This is a genomic window from Rhodococcus sp. MALMAid1271, assembly GCF_049195265.1.
Lineage (GTDB): Bacteria > Actinomycetota > Actinomycetes > Mycobacteriales > Mycobacteriaceae > Rhodococcoides.
This window is the reverse complement of sequence record NZ_JBMIRQ010000128.1, coordinates 26,144-41,973: the sequence shown is the minus strand read 5'-3', so window position 1 is coordinate 41,973 and position 15,830 is coordinate 26,144. Positions and strand designations below refer to the sequence as shown.

The following is a 15,830-nucleotide window of genomic DNA, read 5'->3' as shown; positions in this document are numbered from 1 at the left end:
AAAGCCTCGGTCATTGTCGAGTACTCGTATCGCATGTCCGCTCCCTCGTAATCTCGGCAGTCCGATGCACTTGTGCAGAACGGGCGGGTCAGGTTCGACGGCAGTCCACTCGGTATGCGAGGTAGAGGTACAGGATGCCGGTGATCGCGCCGCCGAGGCACCCGACTGCGATGCTCAGGGTCGACGAATCGGAAGGAACCACGAAGTGCGCCAGGGCGAAGCCGACCGCCACTGCGGGCACCAATGCCAGCGCGTTGATGTAGTCACCGCGGGTTGCGCCGCACTGCTTGCTCAAGGGGCCGGTCATCACGTACTCGCGAAACGTTCGTTGGTTCGACACGTCGATCCTTCTGTGGTGCAGTCGGTATGGCCACAATATACCGTTCGGTCGCGTTTGTCCGATTCGCGAGATCGGATGGCGTCGTGTGCGTCGGCAAGGGACCTTCGAGGAATCCGTACCGCGTGGTTGCGCCGTTGCGAGTGGGCTCTGTGCGAGGGACACTGAAAGCATGCAGGGCGGGACTGAACCGGATCGGTGGTCGGATAATCAGCACGTGTTGGCAGTCGTCAACGAGTACTTTCGTAGCCTCGACGATCGTGAGTTCGATACCGAGCATCTGCGCCGCTTGTTCGGTGACGACGGCCGGATCATCCGGCCAGACGACACCACCACCGTCGGTCCTGAAGCAATCGGTCGAACGCACGCGCATAACTTCTCGAGGTTCGAGGCCACTCAGCACCTGGTCACCGGCCACACCGTCACAATCGCGGACGACCGCGCCCGGTTCCGAGCGAACCTGGTGGCGATACACATCTGGAAAGACCGACCGACGGGCAACCTCGACGATCGCGCCTTCACCGCAGGAGGTGTGGTGTCCGCGACCCTCGAACGGACGGTCGACGGCTGGCGGATATCGATGCTGCAGCTCGAAGTTGTCTGGCGCACCGGTCATTTCGGCGATATGAAGCCGTCGAACTGACCGGTACGTGCGCAAAGCCCACCGAACGTTCACCGTGTTGGCCTGAATCCTCGACGCGGTTCGGTAACTTCATCGGCTCGCGTCCGAAAACCGGTGGCGGGCATTCGATGCTGCCTGTTACCGTCGCGTCATGCATTTGATCTTCGAGTGACGGAGTGCTTCGGCTCAGCCGAGCGCCAGGGATGCTGGTGCTGGGCGATGCCGTCGTGTCGGACCATTCTTTGGTTCTTGCCGTCTACTCGTGCGCACTTTTCCTGGTGCGCTATCCCTTTGGAGATCCAATGCCTGAATCAGCAGTTGTACTCGCGCGCTCCGACGCGCAACTCGTCGCGTCCGGCATCGATGTCGTCCGCAGGAGCTCACCAGTTCTGAGTGGTGTCGATATCGCTGTCACCGCCGCCTCCCGATGGGCGATAGTGGGCGAGAATGGACGCGGCAAATCCACCCTCCTGCATGTCATGGCCGGGAGTCTCACGCCGGATTCCGGTACAGTCTCACGCGTCGGGACGATCGGTGTCGCCGAGCAGGAAATGCATACCACCAGCGAACGCACTGTCGGAGAAATACTTCGAGAATCCATCGCCGAATCAGCGGCGGCGCTGACTAGTCTCGACACTGCATCGGCAGATCTCGCCGCAGGCTTGGACGGTGCCGAGCAGAGGTACTCAGGAGCACTCGAGCGCGCCGAGGCCCTCGATGCTTGGAATGCGGAACGGCGAGTCGACATCGCGCTGGACGGGCTCCGTGCCGTGAACGACAGATCTCGTCCATTGTCGGAACTATCAGTTGGACAACGCTATCGAGTGCGACTGGCGTGTCTGCTCGGAGGCGGCCACGATTTTCTTCTCCTCGACGAACCGACCAATCACCTCGATCGAGCAGGCTTGGAATATCTGACCGAACAACTTCGGACGCGAGCCGGCGGCGTCGTCGTGGTCAGTCACGATCGTGCTCTGGTCTCCGATGTAGCGCTGCAGATACTGGATCTCGATCCGACGCCGGACGGCCGTCCGCGCATTTATGGAGACGGGTACGAGAACTATCGAGCTGGTCGTGCCGCAGTCCGGATCAGATGGGAGCAGGAGTACGGACAGCAGCAGACGGAGACGGCCAAGCTGCAGGAGGATTTGAGTAAGGCGCAGAACAGACTTGTCAGCGGCTGGAAGCCGGGTAAAGGTGCGGGCAAGCATCAACGCGCCACGCGCGCCGGGGGTCTCGTACGGAACGTACACCGCAGGAAGGAAGAGCTGGAAGGGCAGCTGCTTCCTGTTCCCGAACCGCCTCAACGACTGTGTTTTCCGGATATCGAGTCCAGGGTGGGCGGATGTTTGTTGGTTGCCGAGGGCGTAGTGGTGGAAGGTCGATTGAGCCAACCCGTCTCGCTGAAACTCGATGCGGGTTCCAAGCACGTCGTGACCGGACCCAACGGATCAGGAAAGTCCACACTCCTGTCGGTTCTGGCACGAGAATTGGCTCCGACGGCTGGAGACGTGCAGGCGCGGGCCGGTGCACGTGTGGCGCTGCTGCGACAGGAATCGGCACTGCCGTTGGAATGTTCAGCAGGGCAATACTTTCGCACCCGAAGCACCGCCACTGTGGCATTGTCCTCGCTGGGTCTCCTGCGATCGAAGGAAATGAACAAGCGCATCGGTGAGCTCTCGATGGGCCAGCAGCGGCGACTCGAGCTCGCTCTGGCACTGGCTCGTCGCCCACATGCCCTACTGTTGGACGAGCCGACGAATCACCTGTCGATCGCGCTTGTGGACGAGTTGACCCAGGCCCTCGATGCCACCGACGCAGCGGTCGTTGTTTCGACACACGACCGACAAATGCTCAGAGACTTGAGTGGCTGGGCAGCCGTGCACCTCGGGGATGCGTGATCGGTGCAGAGCCCGAAACGTCAGCTCACGCGCATGCGTCGGGTCCATCGAAGGCACCCACGAATCCACAAGCGAATGTGCGAGAGACCTTCCACTCGTTGTCCCACCGGATGAAAGGGATCGGCCCCACCGAATAGGGCTCCATGCTTCTCCAGCGCCCTTGTCCACTCGCATGGACAGTGTCCGGGCCAGCAGGCTCGACCGTCGTGAATTCGATCCGTTGTGGATCGGGCTGGGCACCCCACGCGCGTGCGAGTGCAACATTGTTTTCGCTGGGGCCGTCGAACAGGCGGGCCCGATCCTTCTCTCGAACGGAGTAGTCGAGGCTCGCCGCGAAAAGCGTGGTCAGTTGCTCGGCGGTGGGAGCAGCATCGGTGACCGGAGGTGGAGGAGCGGCGAACTGCGTCGAACGAATCGAAGCGGTAGGAATTCCAGGTTCGTCGACTTCGGCAGGCGCACACGCACAGAGCATTGCCGCGAGAGTGATGGTGGCGAGTCCGACCTTGTGCGCCGACGTCATCGATTCGACCTCCGGAAATGTCGATTGTGCTTCCACGTCATGGCAATGACCGGAATCGCTACTGCTGCAATCAGAGTCGTCACGGTGGCGATGAAGGATGGCCAGGGTGTCCGGTGATCCCATGTGGTCACAGCGACGATCCATGTCGCGACGGCAGCGACTGTTTGCGCGCCAACCCGAAGAGCGGTGACCTTGAATGGGGACGCGACCGCGAATCTTCCGATGATCATGGGCAGGTAGTGGCCCTCGTTCACGCGCGAGAGCTGCGCTGTTGCGATGGTCATCATCACCGCACCAACAGTAGCCAACACGACGCCCAGAAACAGCATGCTCAGTACGATACGCACTGCACTGGCTTTAAGCTGTGAAGATGGTGATGGCCGACAACCAGAACATCGACGACGCCCCACGACGCAGGGTCCCGTCCTGGCTGCGGGAGACGGCAATCCTCGTCGTTGTGGCGTTGGTGCTCAGTGTTCTGTTGCAGACGTTCGTCGGACGGGTGTACTACATTCCGTCCGGGTCGATGGAACCAACGCTTCTTGTCGGTGATCGAATTGCAGTGGACAAGATGACCTTTCGCTTCGGTGATCCACAACCGGGTGATGTGGTGGTGTTCCGAGCGCCTACCTCGTCGTGGAACATCGGCTACCGCTCGACACGCTCGGACAACCCGATTGTCAAGGCACTCCAGGACGCGGGTTCGTGGGCAGGGTTGGTGGCACCCGACGAGAACGATCTCGTGAAACGAGTTATCGCCACCGGTGGGCAAACTGTGCAGTGCTGTGACGCGCAGGGGCGAATCGAGGTGGACGGTCGGCCCCTGGACGAGCCGTATGTCGTCAGGGACTTCCCGTTTGTCGACAACCAGCTCACCTGTCAGACCGCGCCGCCGTCCGGCCGCTGCTTCGGACCCGTCGAAGTGCCGGACGGAAGTCTCTGGGTGATGGGCGACAATCGAAGTGGCTCGGCGGACTCGAGAGCTCACGCCGGCGACGAACTGGGCGGAACAGTGCCCGTGGATGACGTCATCGGAAAGGTGCGCCTGATCGTGCTGCCGCCTTCGCGATGGGGAGTCATCGATTCGCCATCGATACAGCAACGCTGAGCTGGACAGTGTTTCTTGCGGTCAGAGCCCGAGATCGCGCTTGCGGCGCTCCCGCTCCAGTTGACGCTGCTCCTCTGCACGCTCACGGCAGCGACGCAGAAATTCATCGTCCGCTTCCCGGTTCTGGGCAGCTTGGCGACCTGGCCGCGTCTCGTACTCCGGGAATGTCGAATTGCCCGCCCGCTGGTAACGGGATCCGCCGCCAGGACCTCCCCAGATGCCGCCGCCTATGGGGCGTCCTGCGAACAGCCACGCCAGCGATCCGGCGAGCGGGAGAAATACCACCAGCAGCAACCAGACGATCTTGGGTAGGTACCGCACTCCACCGTCGTCGGCTGTGATCACGTCGATCAGGCAGAACACCCACAGCAACATCACCAGCAAACCGAAGTATGGCATTGGTAGCCCTCCACCTTAGAGACCATTTGGTCTGATGTACCGAGGATCGTAGCGGGATATGCGCGGATTCGACAGTCAGGGATGAACCGTCCCGCGGATCCGAACCATGGAACCCCTTCGACCGCGTGAACGTCCAAGTCGACATGCTCGATGATTGGTTGGCGCAACACGACGGAGTGATCACCCGCGCGCAAGCAGGCGCATGCGGGGTGAGCGCGGACGCGGTGGACCGATTGCTGCGCGCGGGCACGTGGACGAAGGTGCACCGAGGTGTCTACTTCGTTGCGGACCGCCCATTCAGCACCGATGCGCGCATCCGGGCGGCAGTGTGGGGCGCGGGGACGAGTGCGATTCTCAGTGGGGAAGCTGCGGTCTTTTGGCACCGGGTGACTACGGAGGTGCCCCAGGTCATCGAGGTCACAACACCGCGCAATGGTCGAAGCCGCGCGGAGGGATGCAGAATCCGCCGACGAGATGTGCACGGAAAAGACATCGTCACCCGCAGAGGGCTCGAGGTCACCTCGCTCGAACTCTCGGTGCTGGAATCGGCAATCGGAAAGTCACACATCATGGACCGAGCGCTGCAACGGCATACGAACTTGGAAAAATTGAGGCAGTCCCACGCGCGAAATCCCGGTCGAACAGGTGCTCAGCAGGCCGCACGACTACTGAAGGTCGCCGAAAGTGGTGCCCGCTCCGAAGGCGAACGGCTGCTGCTCAGCGAACTCCGAACCTGTTCGGTCCTCGGCTGGGTAGCCAACTATCGATGGAGCGGATACGAACTCGACATCGTGTTCGTTGCGGAAATGGTAGCGATCGAGATCGACGGTTGGGCCTTCCACACCGACCACGACGTGTTCCAACGTGATCGGACCCGTCAGAATGCCCTCTCGCAGAGCTGGACGGTGCTTCGGTACACCTGGTTGGACCTGACAGAGCGAATGGAACAGGTTATCGCCGAAATCATCGCCACCGTCAACCGAATCCGGTGCAGCCAGCCGCGCTGAGCGCGGCTGGCTGCACACGATTTCCCGAGGCAGGTCAGTGGCCCTCGCAGTAGATGAAGAGCGACGATTCCTGAGCACCCGTTGTCAACATCACGGAGAAAGCGTCTGCAGATCCACCTGCAGGGCGTGAGGTAAACAGCATCTCGGGTTCACACTTCGAGCCCAACGAGGTCCTTCTCCAACTCGTACGACACGTCATCCCCGTCCATGGCCATGGGCTTGGCAGGCTCGAAAGAACCGCACGATGCGGTGAGGAGGATCAGCAACGCAAGTACGGCTCTCCACGAACTGTTCACGTATTCATCAACCGGGCACCGCGCTCGTTGGCCGGAACGAGGAGATCAGAGTTGCGGCGATGACGGCCAGGAACACTGCCGGGTAGGTGAATTGAACGGCGAACTCGAAGGCGGGAGATCCCTCGAACATGAAGATTCCGATGGCCTTGATGCCGCGGTAATCGGTGAAGTACCAGGCGATCATCGGGGCAGTGACGGCGATTGGCACCAACCAGCTCCACCAGGTGCGGCGTCGATTCGCATAGTCGAGGGCGAGAACGGCCAGCGGGATGCACCACACCCAGTGATGCCCCCACGCAAAGGGAGAGACCATCGGCGTTGCGAGTCCGCAGATCGTCAAAGCCAGCAATGTCTTTCCTGCCCGGTGTACGCGGGCAGCTGTCCACAATGCGAGCGCCGCGACAGCCGCAGCAAGAAGAAGCCACACCAGAAAAGGCGGCGTGTTGCCCGGCCACAGACGGGCCAGCGCTCCGTGGATCGATTGGTTCGCCGGTGATGCGAGAGCCCCGATTCGTTCGGAGTCGACCATCGTTGCGGTCCAGAACTTCCAGGAATCGGAGGCAATGACGAGGAATCCGGCGGCAACGGTTGCTGCGAATGCGGCAGTGGCAGTGAGCGCTGCACGCCACTGCTTGATTGCGAGCAGATAGAGGACGAAGAAGGCGGGAGTCAGCTTGAGCCCCGCGGCAATTCCCACACCGACCCCGCGCAGCCGACTGCCTTCGCTTCGGCTGAGATCGAACAGAACCAACACGAGCAGCAGAAGGTTGATCTGGCCGAGCCAGATGGTCATCCGCACCGGTTCGAGCCAGGTGAACGCGACGGCCATACCCGCGCTGACGAGATACACAGCGCCGCTGCGATATCCCAGAGCTCGCCAGCTCAGGACCACCGCTGCATAGACCAGCAGGGCATTGATCGCTTGCACAACCGTGACGGCACTCGTCGCGGTGACAAGCGCGAGTGGAGTGAACAACAAAGCCGCGAACGGTGGGTAGGTGAAGGGTAGTCCGACGTCGAACAGGGCGAATTCGTACAACGGCTGACCGAGCACGACGACCTCGCCGCCGTGTCGGTAGACAATCGTGTCGATTCCGTTGCCGAAGAGCCCGAATGGAACTGTCCATCCGAGGAAGAATGCGTGCGCTGCAATCGCGATGCACGCCGCGAGTATCGACCCTGCCAGCCACCGCGAACCGAAGCGGATCTTCCGCGCTGTGGGTACCGATCCGACCGGAGTACGTGGGGTGTCCGTCACTGCGGCGACCGACCTGTGTCCGGCATGCGTACGCGATCCAGTGTCGGCCCGGAGCGGCATGTAGCTGGACGAGGTCATAAGGGTCACGATAGATCGTTGTTGTTGCGCCCAGGTTTACGACACGGACTACCCGGTCGTTTTTGCCGGCGGGCCCGAACGCAATCGAGAACGTGCCCCTGGATTGAGGTGGCGAAGCGGGATCACTGCCCGATTGTGGATCGAGATGATGGAATGATGTTGGTGTAGTGGCCGATTGGTGCACTCGAGGTCGGCATGCGCTTCCCGCCTGGGTTTTCGTCGATTCCTACCGCGGCGACGGTGTTTTCACGAACTGACCGGCGATCGAGCCGAGGAGTGCGACGCCGAATCCAAGGCACTGCAATCCGGTCATGTTCTGGCCCAGAATGATCCAACCGAGAACGGCCGCGGTCAACGGGCTCAGCACCCCTAGGAGGGCGATGTTGGTGGTCGGAAGATTGCGGGCACCACGAAACCAGAGTGAGTAGGCAACCGCACCACCCATCACTGCCAGCCAGGCGTAGCCGATGACTGCCTGGGCATCGAAGGTCCAGGCACCGTCGTCGACGATGGGAATCAGCGGGCAGATGACGAGGCCGCCGACAAGCAATTGCCACGCAGTGGACGTGAGCGGGTTCGTGTTCGGAGCAACCCCCCAGCGCTTGGTGAGGGTGATGCCCATCGCCATGCTGACGGTTCCGACTGCCGCCGCGGCCAAACCGATCGCATCGAGCCGGACCGTGCCCGACGCAGCCGCCACTGCGACCCCGGCGACCGCAACAACAGCCCATCCGAGTTGCACGGGTCGCGTTCGTCCCCAGCCCAGCGCTGTCGATATCGCGATGATGACGAGCGGCTGCGCAGATCCGACGACGGCCGCGATGCCTCCTGGCAGTCGGTAGGCGGCCGCGAACAACATCGGAAAAAACAATCCGATGTTCAGCACCCCGAGGGTCGCGGTTTTTAGTCTCCAGCCCTTGCCGGGAATGCCTGGGGCAATGAGCAGGAGAAGCAGTCCGGCGGGGATTGCGCGGAGGACGCTGGCGGTCATGGGTCGATCCGGCGGCAGGAGTTCGGTCGTCACCAGGTAGGTCGTTCCCCACATGATGGGGGCGAGCGCGGCAGTAGCGGTGAAAACGAGGGTCGACGGCGTGACACGAGGCGCGAGGAGGCGTCGGGCATCGGTCGGTTGTGCCTGTTCGTGGCGTGTCCTCATGGTGGACTCATCTCCGGGGGACTAAGGTCATGCAACATCTCAACGCTGAACTATCTAGTGATGAACCGTAGGTCGACAAAGTGGCAATGTCAAACAATTCAACGCTGAAATATTAAGGTGATGTTCGATGGCGGACGATGCAGTGGATCGGATCGTGCAGCAGTGGCACACCGAGCGACCAGAGGTCGATGTCAGCCCGATGGCCGTGATCGGACGGATCGGCCGAGCAGCATCCGCACTGGACAAGAGGATTCAGGCCGTGCTGTCCGAATTCGGCTTGCAGTCGGGCGAATTCGACCTCATTGCCACGCTCCGACGCGCCGGAGCTCCTTATCGACTCACCGTCGGGAAGTTGTTGGACAGTGCGATGGTGACCTCGGGCGCGGTCACCCACCGGCTGAACCGACTGACCGACAAGGGCCTGATCGAACGAGAAATCGACCCGAGCAACCGCCGAGTGGTGATCGTGCAATTGACGCCGGCCGGGGTCGCCGCAGTGGATGCCGCGCTACCGGCGCACGTAGCCAACGAGGAAACTCTGCTGAGATCGCTGAATCCGGACGAGCGAAGCCAACTCGCCGACTTGTTGAAGCGACTACTTCTGGATCTCGGGTAAGAGTCGGGCGCTGACTGTCTTCGCGGGTGAGTACATCGCGGTTATCTACGGAAGCGCCACCAACCGCTGCGACGAACCCGCACGGCACGATCCGTTCGACTCCATTTGATACCGTCCGGTATGGGCGATAGCGCGAGAACTGGACTGGCGGGACCCATCGCGTTGCTGTACCTGGGGTTCTTCGCGTCGGTTGCGGTGATCGGGTCGGTCGCTCGAGGACTGTTCGAGCCGCGTATGGATTGGGCCGGTATCGGATTGGGCGGTGCGTTCGTCTTCGCGCTCATAGTCATCGCAGGCATCTCGGCATGTGTATCAGCGGTGAGGATGCTCGCCGACTCCCCGCGATTTCCGGCAAGGGTTGCTCCGCCCAATTCCTCGATCGGCCGAAAAGTCGACTCCTACGGCACGACCGCGATCGCGTTCGCGATTCGAGTGGTGGCGTTCACCGGTCACGTTCCGTGGCTCGGCTTGCTAGCGCCGATCATTGCAGGGTGGGCGTGCGCCAACACGATTCGCATCTACCGGACGGTCGGGGCGTCGTGAACACTGCACTTGCTCTCGGCCTGATCGTGGGCGTCGTCGCGTCCAGTTATGGAGCATCTGTCGGTATTCGAGGAAAGGCGCTCCATTCCGACTATTACGGCGGCGATGTATCGGACCGGGTGAAAACCACGCCGCACCTGCGCGCAGCGGCGAACAGGTGGTTCGCTGTGTGCGGGATTGTCAGCGCTGTTTTGCTTCTCGCTCCGTTGGCGTGGATTTTCCTCGACTTCCAGCGCGACAGAACCACGTGGGAATTGCTTGGGCTCGCAGGATATGTCTTCGTCGTCGTGGTCATCGGCGGCTATCCGTTCGCCAGGATCGAATCCTCGTGAGCGAGAGAAGCGATCACATCGACCGTTGACGTCACATACGCACAACTGGGCACGCGCGTCACGAGACGGGGACGCATCAGTCCGTCTGCGTGGAACCGGAGACCTCCTCTTGCTTTCGAGGCCTCGAGTCTCGGCCGGCAATAGCCTGGCCGATCTCGGCGATGGCGTCTCGGATGCCGGTGCCGTACGAATCGTCCGGCAGGTCCTTCGCCAGTTTCTTCGCTGCCGCGATGTGGTCCTCGGCCGCCTCGAACGACGAAAGACGGCGATAGTCGTCGGCGAGGTTGAGATGGAGCGACGGATAGAAACCGGCGACATACAGCGTCGCGTGATGGTGTCGAACCCGGCTGTCGGTGAGGGCATCTGCCGCATCGAGAGACCGGATGTCCCACGCCAAGGACTGCGCTGGGTCGTCGTAGAGATCCGCCAGATAGTGCGCGAGAGTGCAACGGTGCAGGGCATCGCCGTTACTGCCGATTCTGTTCCAGAGATCGAGCAGCGTGCGACGAGCGTCCACGGGATTTCCGCTGCGGCCTTCGGTCACTGCTGCGATTATGGCGGTCATCGTGGCGTCGTCGGTCATCGCTTCGGCTCCTTCGATCATGTACCGGTGGTCCGCACTGTGCGGCAACCGTCAGCATCGAGGTTCCTGTAACTCGAAGGTCAAGGGGTACGGGCCTGATCTCGATATTCTCGACCTTCATCGGTGCATCGAAACGGAGTCCTGACATGACGATCGACCTTCGTGAACTCCCTGCGTCCGCAGCGTGGCGGCACCGCGGACTCCGAGACGGCTTCGAAGTGGCGCATTTCGCCACGAGCCCCGGAAGCGGTGCCACTCGCATCTGGGGCAACACCGTCGCAACGGAAGGATCGACGAGCTTTGCGGTGACCTACCTGGTTGTCGTCGACGAACACTGGAACACCCGTGAGGCGAGCATCGAAACGCGCACCCGCGACAGGACCTGGCGCACCCACCTCGTTTGCGACGGGCATGGCACCTGGACTGTCGACGGTGTGGTTCGTCCTGAACTGTCGGCCTGTACGGATGTCGACCTCGAAGCGTCCGTCGTCACCAATACGATTCCAGTTCACAGACTCTCGGCAGCATGCGGCACGCACAACGTGTCTGCCGTGTACGTCCGCGCTACGGAACCGGTGGTGGAAGTGCTCGAGCAAACGTATTTCTTTGCCTCTTCCGGCTCGGAATCGTTCACGTGCGCCTACACCGCCCCGCAGTTCGACTACTCCGCCAACCTGTATTACGACGCATCGGGGCTCATCGTCGACTACCCGGATCTCGCCATCCGTACGGATCGTTTCCAGAGCGATGTCCGTTGATCGGTTCTCGCATCACTTCGGTCGGTGGCATAAGCCGCGGTCCGAGAGGCCGTGGTTGGATGTTAGGGACGAGTTCGCAAATGTGACGAGGTGACCGATGTGCGCGAGGTCGGTGTGGCGGTTCGACGAGCACGCATCGGCGATGTGGGCGCGCTTGTGGCTCTTCGTGTCGAGATGTTCCGATCGATGGGAAGCGTCACTGACGGCGAACGCTGGGCTACAAATGCATACGAGTGGTTCGTCGACCGGTTGGATAATGCCGACTACGGGATATTCGTAGTCGAGCAGCATGGTGACGTGGTGGCCTGCGCCATGGGTGCAATTCGTGATGCGGCACCCTCGCCTCTCGCTCCGGATGGGCGTGACGTGTTGATCAGCAATGTGTGCACCGCACCCGGCGCACGGGGTAGCGGATTCGGCGGCCGAGCGTTCGATGCGGTGCTGGAATGGGCTCGTGAAACCGGGATTGCTCGAGCCGAGCTGATGGCCACACCTTCCGGGCAGGGTATCTACCAACGGAACGGTTTCACAGTCAACGCTTTTCCAGCCATGCGTGCACAGTTGTGACGAGATTCGGTTTATTCACCCGGGAGTTGTGAGTACCGGATAGTTGCGGTGGCCGCAGTCGTATCCGCCCACCGGTGCATGCCGGTAGGTATCGGGACCACCGCCCGTACCGTCGATATTCTCTGCTGCGCCGCGTCGGCGGCCTTAGGTTTCGATCATCGTCGTCTCCTCGAATCGTGCACGGCCAGAATGAACGTGAGGCAGCACGAACGCACCGATGTCACATATACGCTGCCACGACCATCGCTACACCTGCCACTGCGGTGGTGGTGAGCGCAGTGCCGACGGCGTTGTATGCCGCGGATCCGTAGCGTCGGCGTTCGAGCAGTCGAACGGTCTCCACGCTTGCGGTGCTGAAAGTGGTGAAACCGCCGCAGAATCCGACACCGACTATCGCTTGCACCTGTTCCGGTGCGGACCTGAACGTCACCAATCCAGCCACCACGCCGAGGATTGCCGATCCGACTACGTTGATCACCACTGTGGCGTAGGGAATTTCAGTCTTCAGCCGTGAGCGGATCACGCCGTCGAGCACGAATCTGCTCACTGCCCCAGCGCTTCCCGCGAGGACGACCCACAACGCGATCATCGCGTCTCCTCCTTGGTGGCACCGAACCGTTGTGCGAGAACGATGCCGGCTCCGGCTGCGAACGTACCGACGATCACGCTGACAGTCATGTACACCCCGGCCGCCACCACACGATGATCTCGTAGCAACTCCACGGTCTCGAGGGCAAACGAACTGTAGGTGGTGTACGAGCCGAGGACCCCGGTACCGATGCACAATCGGATTCGTCGTCGCCAGCCGGCGTCGGGACCGGACAGAACGAGCCGTTCCAGCAGCATTCCCAGAATGAAGGCTCCGGTGAGGTTGATGACGAGGGTGGTGAACGGGAACGAACCGGACCCGGACGAAAACGCCGACTCGGCACCGTACCGAATACCTGTGCCCACCAGGCCACCGAGCGCCACTACTGCAATGGCAACGGGTTGGACATGCAGGGGACGCGATGAATCCACGCCGTCTGGGTCGACCGGGATAGACCTGTCGTCGGTGCCACCGTGTGACTCGTCGAAATTGTTCATCGACCTGCTCCCTATCTGCGGACATACGAGAACCGAGACAGGGACTGTTGTCGGCCCGCAGGCCGAGGTTCGGTTACGGCGAGCCCCACCGCCGCTGCGCACGCAGGCGCACCTCCATGATGGCATACGGCGGTGCGATGGCGTGATCAAGTGCCCTGCGATGCGCCTACGCGTGCCGCTGTCGAAGGCGCTGGACCGTCGTAGCGAGCGATCGGGTTCCCGGCATCTACACAGGCACCCGGCCCAGTACCTACTGACGCGTCGGGAAATCCAGCATCGAAAAGGCAGAGCGCAGTTGCACTCGTGCGGCGTCCAGTTCGTCTGAGTTTCCGGCGAGGTGTTGAAGAAGGGCTCGCTGAAAGATGCCGTCGAGAAGGATGTAAGCGGATGCTCGATCGAGAGCAGGCTCGGTGCCGCGGAGTTCGCAGTAGCGGGAAGCTACTCGCCAGATCATGTCCACGCGCCGCTCCTCGATCTCGAGTACGTCGCTGCGAAACGAGCCGTCGAACAATGCTTGATTTCGGAGGTCGTACCAGAGGCGGTGGATGCCTGCGTCCGCGGTCAGGGTGCCGAAGTACCTCGCCTCGAAGTCCTCTGACAGTCCGGTGGCGTCGACTGCATCGGCCACCACCTCGTCGTAACGAGTGACGCAGATGGCCTCGTACTGGCGCACCGCGTGCGTGATGAGATCGAGTTTGTCGGTGAAGTAGTAGTGCAGCACGCCGTGCGAATATTCGGAATTCTGCGCGATCTCTCTCAGGGAAGTACGGGCGTAACCCAGTTCGGCAAGCGTGTGCAGCGTTGCCTCGGCCAGCTCGGTCCGTTTGGACTCGAACTTGTTGCGAGCGCGCTCCTCGATACTCGCGCGCGGATCGACAGTCTGCGTCATGGTCCGGTGTCCTTTCCGCGCGTGGAGGGCACCTCATTGTATGCCCGACGGTGAAGCTACAGATGTTGGTCAACTCGGCATCGGCGTCGTTGGTGTGGCGATCGGGGTTGATCCCCATCAACCGAGGGTGACGGGGAGCAAACCACGGGGCGTCCTGGACGCGATCTCGGCCAGCGCGACGTCCAGCGTCGGATATCTGAACTCGAAGCCGCTGTCGGTCAGCACAAGTGGGTCCACCCATCGGCTCTTGAGAACCAACTCTGCCTCGGTCCGAATCACGCGTGCACCGAACTGGAGCAACCACGACGGGGTCGGCAACCCGCCCGCGCGGCCCAGATTTGCCCGAACCTGCTGCATCAGAAACTCATTGGTGACCGGGTATGGAGTTGCCACGTTGACCGGTCCGGAGATGCCCCGGTTCTCGTGGAGATGGTCGAGAACTCGTGCGACATCCGCGACATGAACCCAGCTGAACATCTGTTGGCCGTCACCCATCGTGCCGCCCAGTCCGAGCCGTGCGAGGTCGATCATCGGATTGATCGCTCCGCCGCCAGCGCCCAATACGATCGACAATCGCAACGCCACCTTGCGGATGGCGACGTCCGCGTCGAAAAGCTCACGCTCCCAGGCGCGAGCGACCTCGACGGAGAATCCCGACCCCAGTTCGCCGGTGCTCTCGCCCATCGGCCGATCGCGTGAGTCGCGATAGATGGTTCCGGTGCTGGCGTTGACCCACAAAGTGGGCGCGTTCTGCACCTCCGCCAACGCACGTCCGAGCTCGGCCGTCGTCTGTACGCGGGACGACATGATCGCGTCGGCGTTGGTCTTGTTGTAGCGGCAGCTCACCGAGCGGCCCGCGAGGTTGACGACCAGGTCGGAACCGTCGAGAACGTCGACGAGACGGCGACGGTCGTCCCACGTGGCGTCGCTCGATGGTCCGCGTCCGACGGTCCGGACTTGGATTCCGCGCTGCTCGTACGACGCGCGAAGGTATCGTCCGATGTAGCCGGAGGCACCGCACAGGACGACGGTCGACGGTGAATCATTCATCGTTCGAGCCCTTCTGGGGACGTCATTCGTTTCAACAGACCGGCCACATCGGTGACCAACCCCCGCGCCACCGGGAGGCGAGCGAGGCGTACGGCTTTGGCCACCACGGGCACGAGCCCGTCGACCAGTGTGCGAGTGCGCTGCTGGCTGTCCGAGGAGTCGGTCACCCAATGGAGGGTGACACCCATGTAGATCATCCAGAGTAGTTGTGGAAGAACATCATTCAGCGACGCCGGAACCTTCTGTTTCGAAGTCTCCAAGGTGGTTCGCATGAGGTCGATGGCCATGGACCTGGCGTCGGACGATTCCTGCGAGAACGGACTGGAGCTGGACCGGGTGGGCAACGCCAATTGTAGGAAAGACCCGCCGAAGGCATGGTAGGGGGCCATGACGTCGAGGCCGGAATGCAACACGGCAGCAAGGTTTTCCGACAATGATCCGCCGTGGACCAACACCTGGAGTGCGCGCTCGCGGTGATCGCGCTGAATCACCATGTACAACTCGTTGACCAGTTCGTCCTTGCCGGCGAAGTAATAGTAGGCATTACCGAGGGAGACGCCCGCTTCGTCGGCAATGCGACGCATCGTGGTTGCTTGAAACCCCTCCTCGCGAAACAGGCGAAGGGCAACTTCGACAACCCTGCCGCGAGTCTCGGATGTGCGGGCCATCGGTTCGCCTCATTTCTGAACGTGTTCAAAAATGACGTTAGACCCCATTTTGAACA

The 15,830-nt window shown here is 61.7% G+C and carries 22 protein-coding genes; 9 read left to right on the top strand and 13 right to left on the bottom strand.

All coding sequences use genetic code 11. The features are described 5' to 3' along the window. Positions 1-88: 88 nt before the first annotated feature. Entirely contained in the window at positions 89-340 is a 252-nt protein-coding gene (locus tag ACOQFP_RS25570; RefSeq protein WP_421585882.1) for a hypothetical protein, read from the bottom strand. A 169-nt stretch (positions 341-509) separates the two neighbouring features. Here ACOQFP_RS25570 and ACOQFP_RS25565 point away from each other — a divergent pair, with 169 nt between their 5' ends. Continuing rightward, entirely contained in the window at positions 510-980 is a 471-nt protein-coding gene (locus ACOQFP_RS25565) for a nuclear transport factor 2 family protein (protein ID WP_421585881.1), read from the top strand. Between the two features lie 281 nt (positions 981-1,261). Beyond that, positions 1,262-2,860: an ABC-F family ATP-binding cassette domain-containing protein gene (locus tag ACOQFP_RS25560; protein WP_421585880.1), complete on the top strand. Its 1,599-nt coding sequence runs from the start codon at positions 1,262-1,264 to the stop codon at positions 2,858-2,860. A 25-nt stretch (positions 2,861-2,885) separates the two neighbouring features. Here the strand turns inward: ACOQFP_RS25560 and ACOQFP_RS25555 are convergent, their stop codons facing one another. Both ACOQFP_RS25555 and ACOQFP_RS25550 read right to left on the bottom strand, forming a co-directional pair. After that, positions 2,886-3,380, bottom strand: coding sequence for a hypothetical protein (locus ACOQFP_RS25555; protein ID WP_421585879.1), 495 nt, complete (start codon positions 3,378-3,380; stop codon positions 2,886-2,888). After that, entirely contained in the window at positions 3,377-3,727 is a 351-nt protein-coding gene (locus tag ACOQFP_RS25550) for a hypothetical protein (protein WP_421585878.1), read from the bottom strand. The genes ACOQFP_RS25555 and ACOQFP_RS25550 overlap by 4 nt, the downstream gene beginning before the upstream one ends. A 23-nt stretch (positions 3,728-3,750) precedes the next feature. On the opposite strand from ACOQFP_RS25550, the gene lepB reads away from it, so the two are divergent. Beyond that, positions 3,751-4,488 carry a signal peptidase I gene (lepB, locus tag ACOQFP_RS25545; RefSeq protein ID WP_421585877.1) on the top strand — a complete coding sequence of 246 codons (738 nt, stop codon included), beginning with the start codon at positions 3,751-3,753 and terminating at the stop codon, positions 4,486-4,488. 21 nt (positions 4,489-4,509) lie between these two features. Here lepB and ACOQFP_RS25540 read toward each other — a convergent pair whose 3' ends face one another. Continuing rightward, a complete protein-coding gene (locus ACOQFP_RS25540; protein ID WP_206492602.1) occupies positions 4,510-4,887 on the bottom strand; it encodes a PLD nuclease N-terminal domain-containing protein in 378 nt (125 codons plus the stop codon). 125 nt (positions 4,888-5,012) lie between these two features. Between ACOQFP_RS25540 and ACOQFP_RS25535 the strand changes: the two genes are divergently transcribed. After that, entirely contained in the window at positions 5,013-5,894 is an 882-nt protein-coding gene (locus tag ACOQFP_RS25535) for a type IV toxin-antitoxin system AbiEi family antitoxin domain-containing protein (RefSeq protein WP_421585876.1), read from the top strand. A 149-nt stretch (positions 5,895-6,043) separates the two neighbouring features. Here the strand turns inward: ACOQFP_RS25535 and ACOQFP_RS25530 are convergent, their stop codons facing one another. The 3 genes from ACOQFP_RS25530 to ACOQFP_RS25520 all read right to left on the bottom strand — a co-directional run bounded on the left by ACOQFP_RS25530 (position 6,044) and on the right by ACOQFP_RS25520 (position 8,682). Continuing rightward, a complete protein-coding gene (locus ACOQFP_RS25530; protein ID WP_421585875.1) occupies positions 6,044-6,190 on the bottom strand; it encodes a hypothetical protein in 147 nt (48 codons plus the stop codon). Positions 6,191-6,197: 7 nt separating this feature from the next. Next, positions 6,198-7,526: a glycosyltransferase 87 family protein gene (locus ACOQFP_RS25525; RefSeq protein WP_421585874.1), complete on the bottom strand. Its 1,329-nt coding sequence runs from the start codon at positions 7,524-7,526 to the stop codon at positions 6,198-6,200. A gap of 226 nt (positions 7,527-7,752) precedes the next feature. Next, positions 7,753-8,682 carry an EamA family transporter gene (locus tag ACOQFP_RS25520; protein WP_421585873.1) on the bottom strand — a complete coding sequence of 310 codons (930 nt, stop codon included), beginning with the start codon at positions 8,680-8,682 and terminating at the stop codon, positions 7,753-7,755. A 127-nt stretch (positions 8,683-8,809) separates the two neighbouring features. On the opposite strand from ACOQFP_RS25520, the gene ACOQFP_RS25515 reads away from it, so the two are divergent. The 3 genes from ACOQFP_RS25515 (at position 8,810) to ACOQFP_RS25505 (ending at position 10,173) form a co-directional block, all read left to right on the top strand. Next, the gene (locus tag ACOQFP_RS25515) at positions 8,810-9,298 is read left to right on the top strand and encodes a MarR family winged helix-turn-helix transcriptional regulator (RefSeq protein ID WP_421585872.1); all 489 of its coding nucleotides are present in this window, start codon (positions 8,810-8,812) and stop codon (positions 9,296-9,298) included. Between the two features lie 120 nt (positions 9,299-9,418). Continuing rightward, entirely contained in the window at positions 9,419-9,841 is a 423-nt protein-coding gene (locus ACOQFP_RS25510) for a hypothetical protein (protein WP_421585871.1), read from the top strand. After that, complete coding sequence (locus ACOQFP_RS25505; RefSeq protein WP_421585870.1) at positions 9,838-10,173, top strand: hypothetical protein; 336 nt, start codon at positions 9,838-9,840, stop codon at positions 10,171-10,173. Before ACOQFP_RS25510 ends, ACOQFP_RS25505 begins: the two co-directional genes overlap by 4 nt. A gap of 76 nt (positions 10,174-10,249) precedes the next feature. Here the strand turns inward: ACOQFP_RS25505 and ACOQFP_RS25500 are convergent, their stop codons facing one another. Further along, positions 10,250-10,756 (bottom strand): hypothetical protein, encoded by a 507-nt coding sequence (locus ACOQFP_RS25500; RefSeq protein ID WP_341245518.1) that lies wholly within the window; start codon positions 10,754-10,756, stop codon positions 10,250-10,252. 146 nt (positions 10,757-10,902) lie between these two features. Here ACOQFP_RS25500 and ACOQFP_RS25495 point away from each other — a divergent pair, with 146 nt between their 5' ends. Together ACOQFP_RS25495 and ACOQFP_RS25490 are read left to right on the top strand one after the other, a co-directional pair. Then, positions 10,903-11,514: a putative glycolipid-binding domain-containing protein gene (locus ACOQFP_RS25495; RefSeq protein WP_421585869.1), complete on the top strand. Its 612-nt coding sequence runs from the start codon at positions 10,903-10,905 to the stop codon at positions 11,512-11,514. Positions 11,515-11,604: 90 nt separating this feature from the next. Further along, the gene (locus tag ACOQFP_RS25490) at positions 11,605-12,081 is read left to right on the top strand and encodes a GNAT family N-acetyltransferase (protein ID WP_421585868.1); all 477 of its coding nucleotides are present in this window, start codon (positions 11,605-11,607) and stop codon (positions 12,079-12,081) included. A gap of 220 nt (positions 12,082-12,301) precedes the next feature. Here the strand turns inward: ACOQFP_RS25490 and crcB are convergent, their stop codons facing one another. The 5 genes from crcB to ACOQFP_RS25465 form a co-directional block, all read right to left on the bottom strand. Then, the gene (gene crcB / locus ACOQFP_RS25485; protein WP_421585867.1) at positions 12,302-12,670 is read right to left on the bottom strand and encodes a fluoride efflux transporter CrcB; all 369 of its coding nucleotides are present in this window, start codon (positions 12,668-12,670) and stop codon (positions 12,302-12,304) included. Then, positions 12,667-13,167 carry a fluoride efflux transporter FluC gene (locus ACOQFP_RS25480; RefSeq protein WP_421585866.1) on the bottom strand — a complete coding sequence of 167 codons (501 nt, stop codon included), beginning with the start codon at positions 13,165-13,167 and terminating at the stop codon, positions 12,667-12,669. The genes crcB and ACOQFP_RS25480 overlap by 4 nt, the downstream gene beginning before the upstream one ends. Positions 13,168-13,417: 250 nt before the next feature. Continuing rightward, positions 13,418-14,056, bottom strand: a complete 639-nt coding sequence (locus ACOQFP_RS25475; RefSeq protein WP_421585865.1) for a TetR/AcrR family transcriptional regulator — start codon at positions 14,054-14,056, stop codon at positions 13,418-13,420. Positions 14,057-14,173: 117 nt separating this feature from the next. Next, complete coding sequence (locus tag ACOQFP_RS25470; RefSeq protein WP_421585864.1) at positions 14,174-15,106, bottom strand: TIGR01777 family oxidoreductase; 933 nt, start codon at positions 15,104-15,106, stop codon at positions 14,174-14,176. Further along, positions 15,103-15,774, bottom strand: a complete 672-nt coding sequence (locus tag ACOQFP_RS25465) for a TetR family transcriptional regulator (protein ID WP_421585863.1) — start codon at positions 15,772-15,774, stop codon at positions 15,103-15,105. The genes ACOQFP_RS25470 and ACOQFP_RS25465 overlap by 4 nt, the downstream gene beginning before the upstream one ends. Positions 15,775-15,830: the final 56 nt, after the last annotated feature.

Bases quoted from the DNA above. Each gene is read 5' to 3' on its own strand.
- ACOQFP_RS25520 (WP_421585873.1), bottom strand. From the start codon at position 8,682: ATGAGGACACGCCACGAACAGGCACAACCGACCGATGCCCGACGCCTC.
- ACOQFP_RS25500 (WP_341245518.1), bottom strand. From the start codon at position 10,756: ATGACCGACGACGCCACGATGACCGCCATAATCGCAGCAGTGACCGAA.
- ACOQFP_RS25555 (WP_421585879.1), bottom strand. From the start codon at position 3,380: ATGACGTCGGCGCACAAGGTCGGACTCGCCACCATCACTCTCGCGGCA.
- ACOQFP_RS25510 (WP_421585871.1), top strand. From the start codon at position 9,419: ATGGGCGATAGCGCGAGAACTGGACTGGCGGGACCCATCGCGTTGCTG.
- ACOQFP_RS25465 (WP_421585863.1), bottom strand. From the start codon at position 15,774: ATGGCCCGCACATCCGAGACTCGCGGCAGGGTTGTCGAAGTTGCCCTT.
- ACOQFP_RS25515 (WP_421585872.1), top strand. From the start codon at position 8,810: ATGGCGGACGATGCAGTGGATCGGATCGTGCAGCAGTGGCACACCGAG.
- ACOQFP_RS25565 (WP_421585881.1), top strand. From the start codon at position 510: ATGCAGGGCGGGACTGAACCGGATCGGTGGTCGGATAATCAGCACGTG.
- ACOQFP_RS25495 (WP_421585869.1), top strand. From the start codon at position 10,903: ATGACGATCGACCTTCGTGAACTCCCTGCGTCCGCAGCGTGGCGGCAC.
- ACOQFP_RS25540 (WP_206492602.1), bottom strand. From the start codon at position 4,887: ATGCCATACTTCGGTTTGCTGGTGATGTTGCTGTGGGTGTTCTGCCTG.
- ACOQFP_RS25480 (WP_421585866.1), bottom strand. From the start codon at position 13,167: ATGAACAATTTCGACGAGTCACACGGTGGCACCGACGACAGGTCTATC.
- lepB (WP_421585877.1), top strand. From the start codon at position 3,751: ATGGTGATGGCCGACAACCAGAACATCGACGACGCCCCACGACGCAGG.
- ACOQFP_RS25475 (WP_421585865.1), bottom strand. From the start codon at position 14,056: ATGACGCAGACTGTCGATCCGCGCGCGAGTATCGAGGAGCGCGCTCGC.
- ACOQFP_RS25560 (WP_421585880.1), top strand. From the start codon at position 1,262: ATGCCTGAATCAGCAGTTGTACTCGCGCGCTCCGACGCGCAACTCGTC.
- ACOQFP_RS25525 (WP_421585874.1), bottom strand. From the start codon at position 7,526: ATGACCTCGTCCAGCTACATGCCGCTCCGGGCCGACACTGGATCGCGT.
- ACOQFP_RS25470 (WP_421585864.1), bottom strand. From the start codon at position 15,106: ATGAATGATTCACCGTCGACCGTCGTCCTGTGCGGTGCCTCCGGCTAC.
- crcB (WP_421585867.1), bottom strand. From the start codon at position 12,670: ATGATCGCGTTGTGGGTCGTCCTCGCGGGAAGCGCTGGGGCAGTGAGC.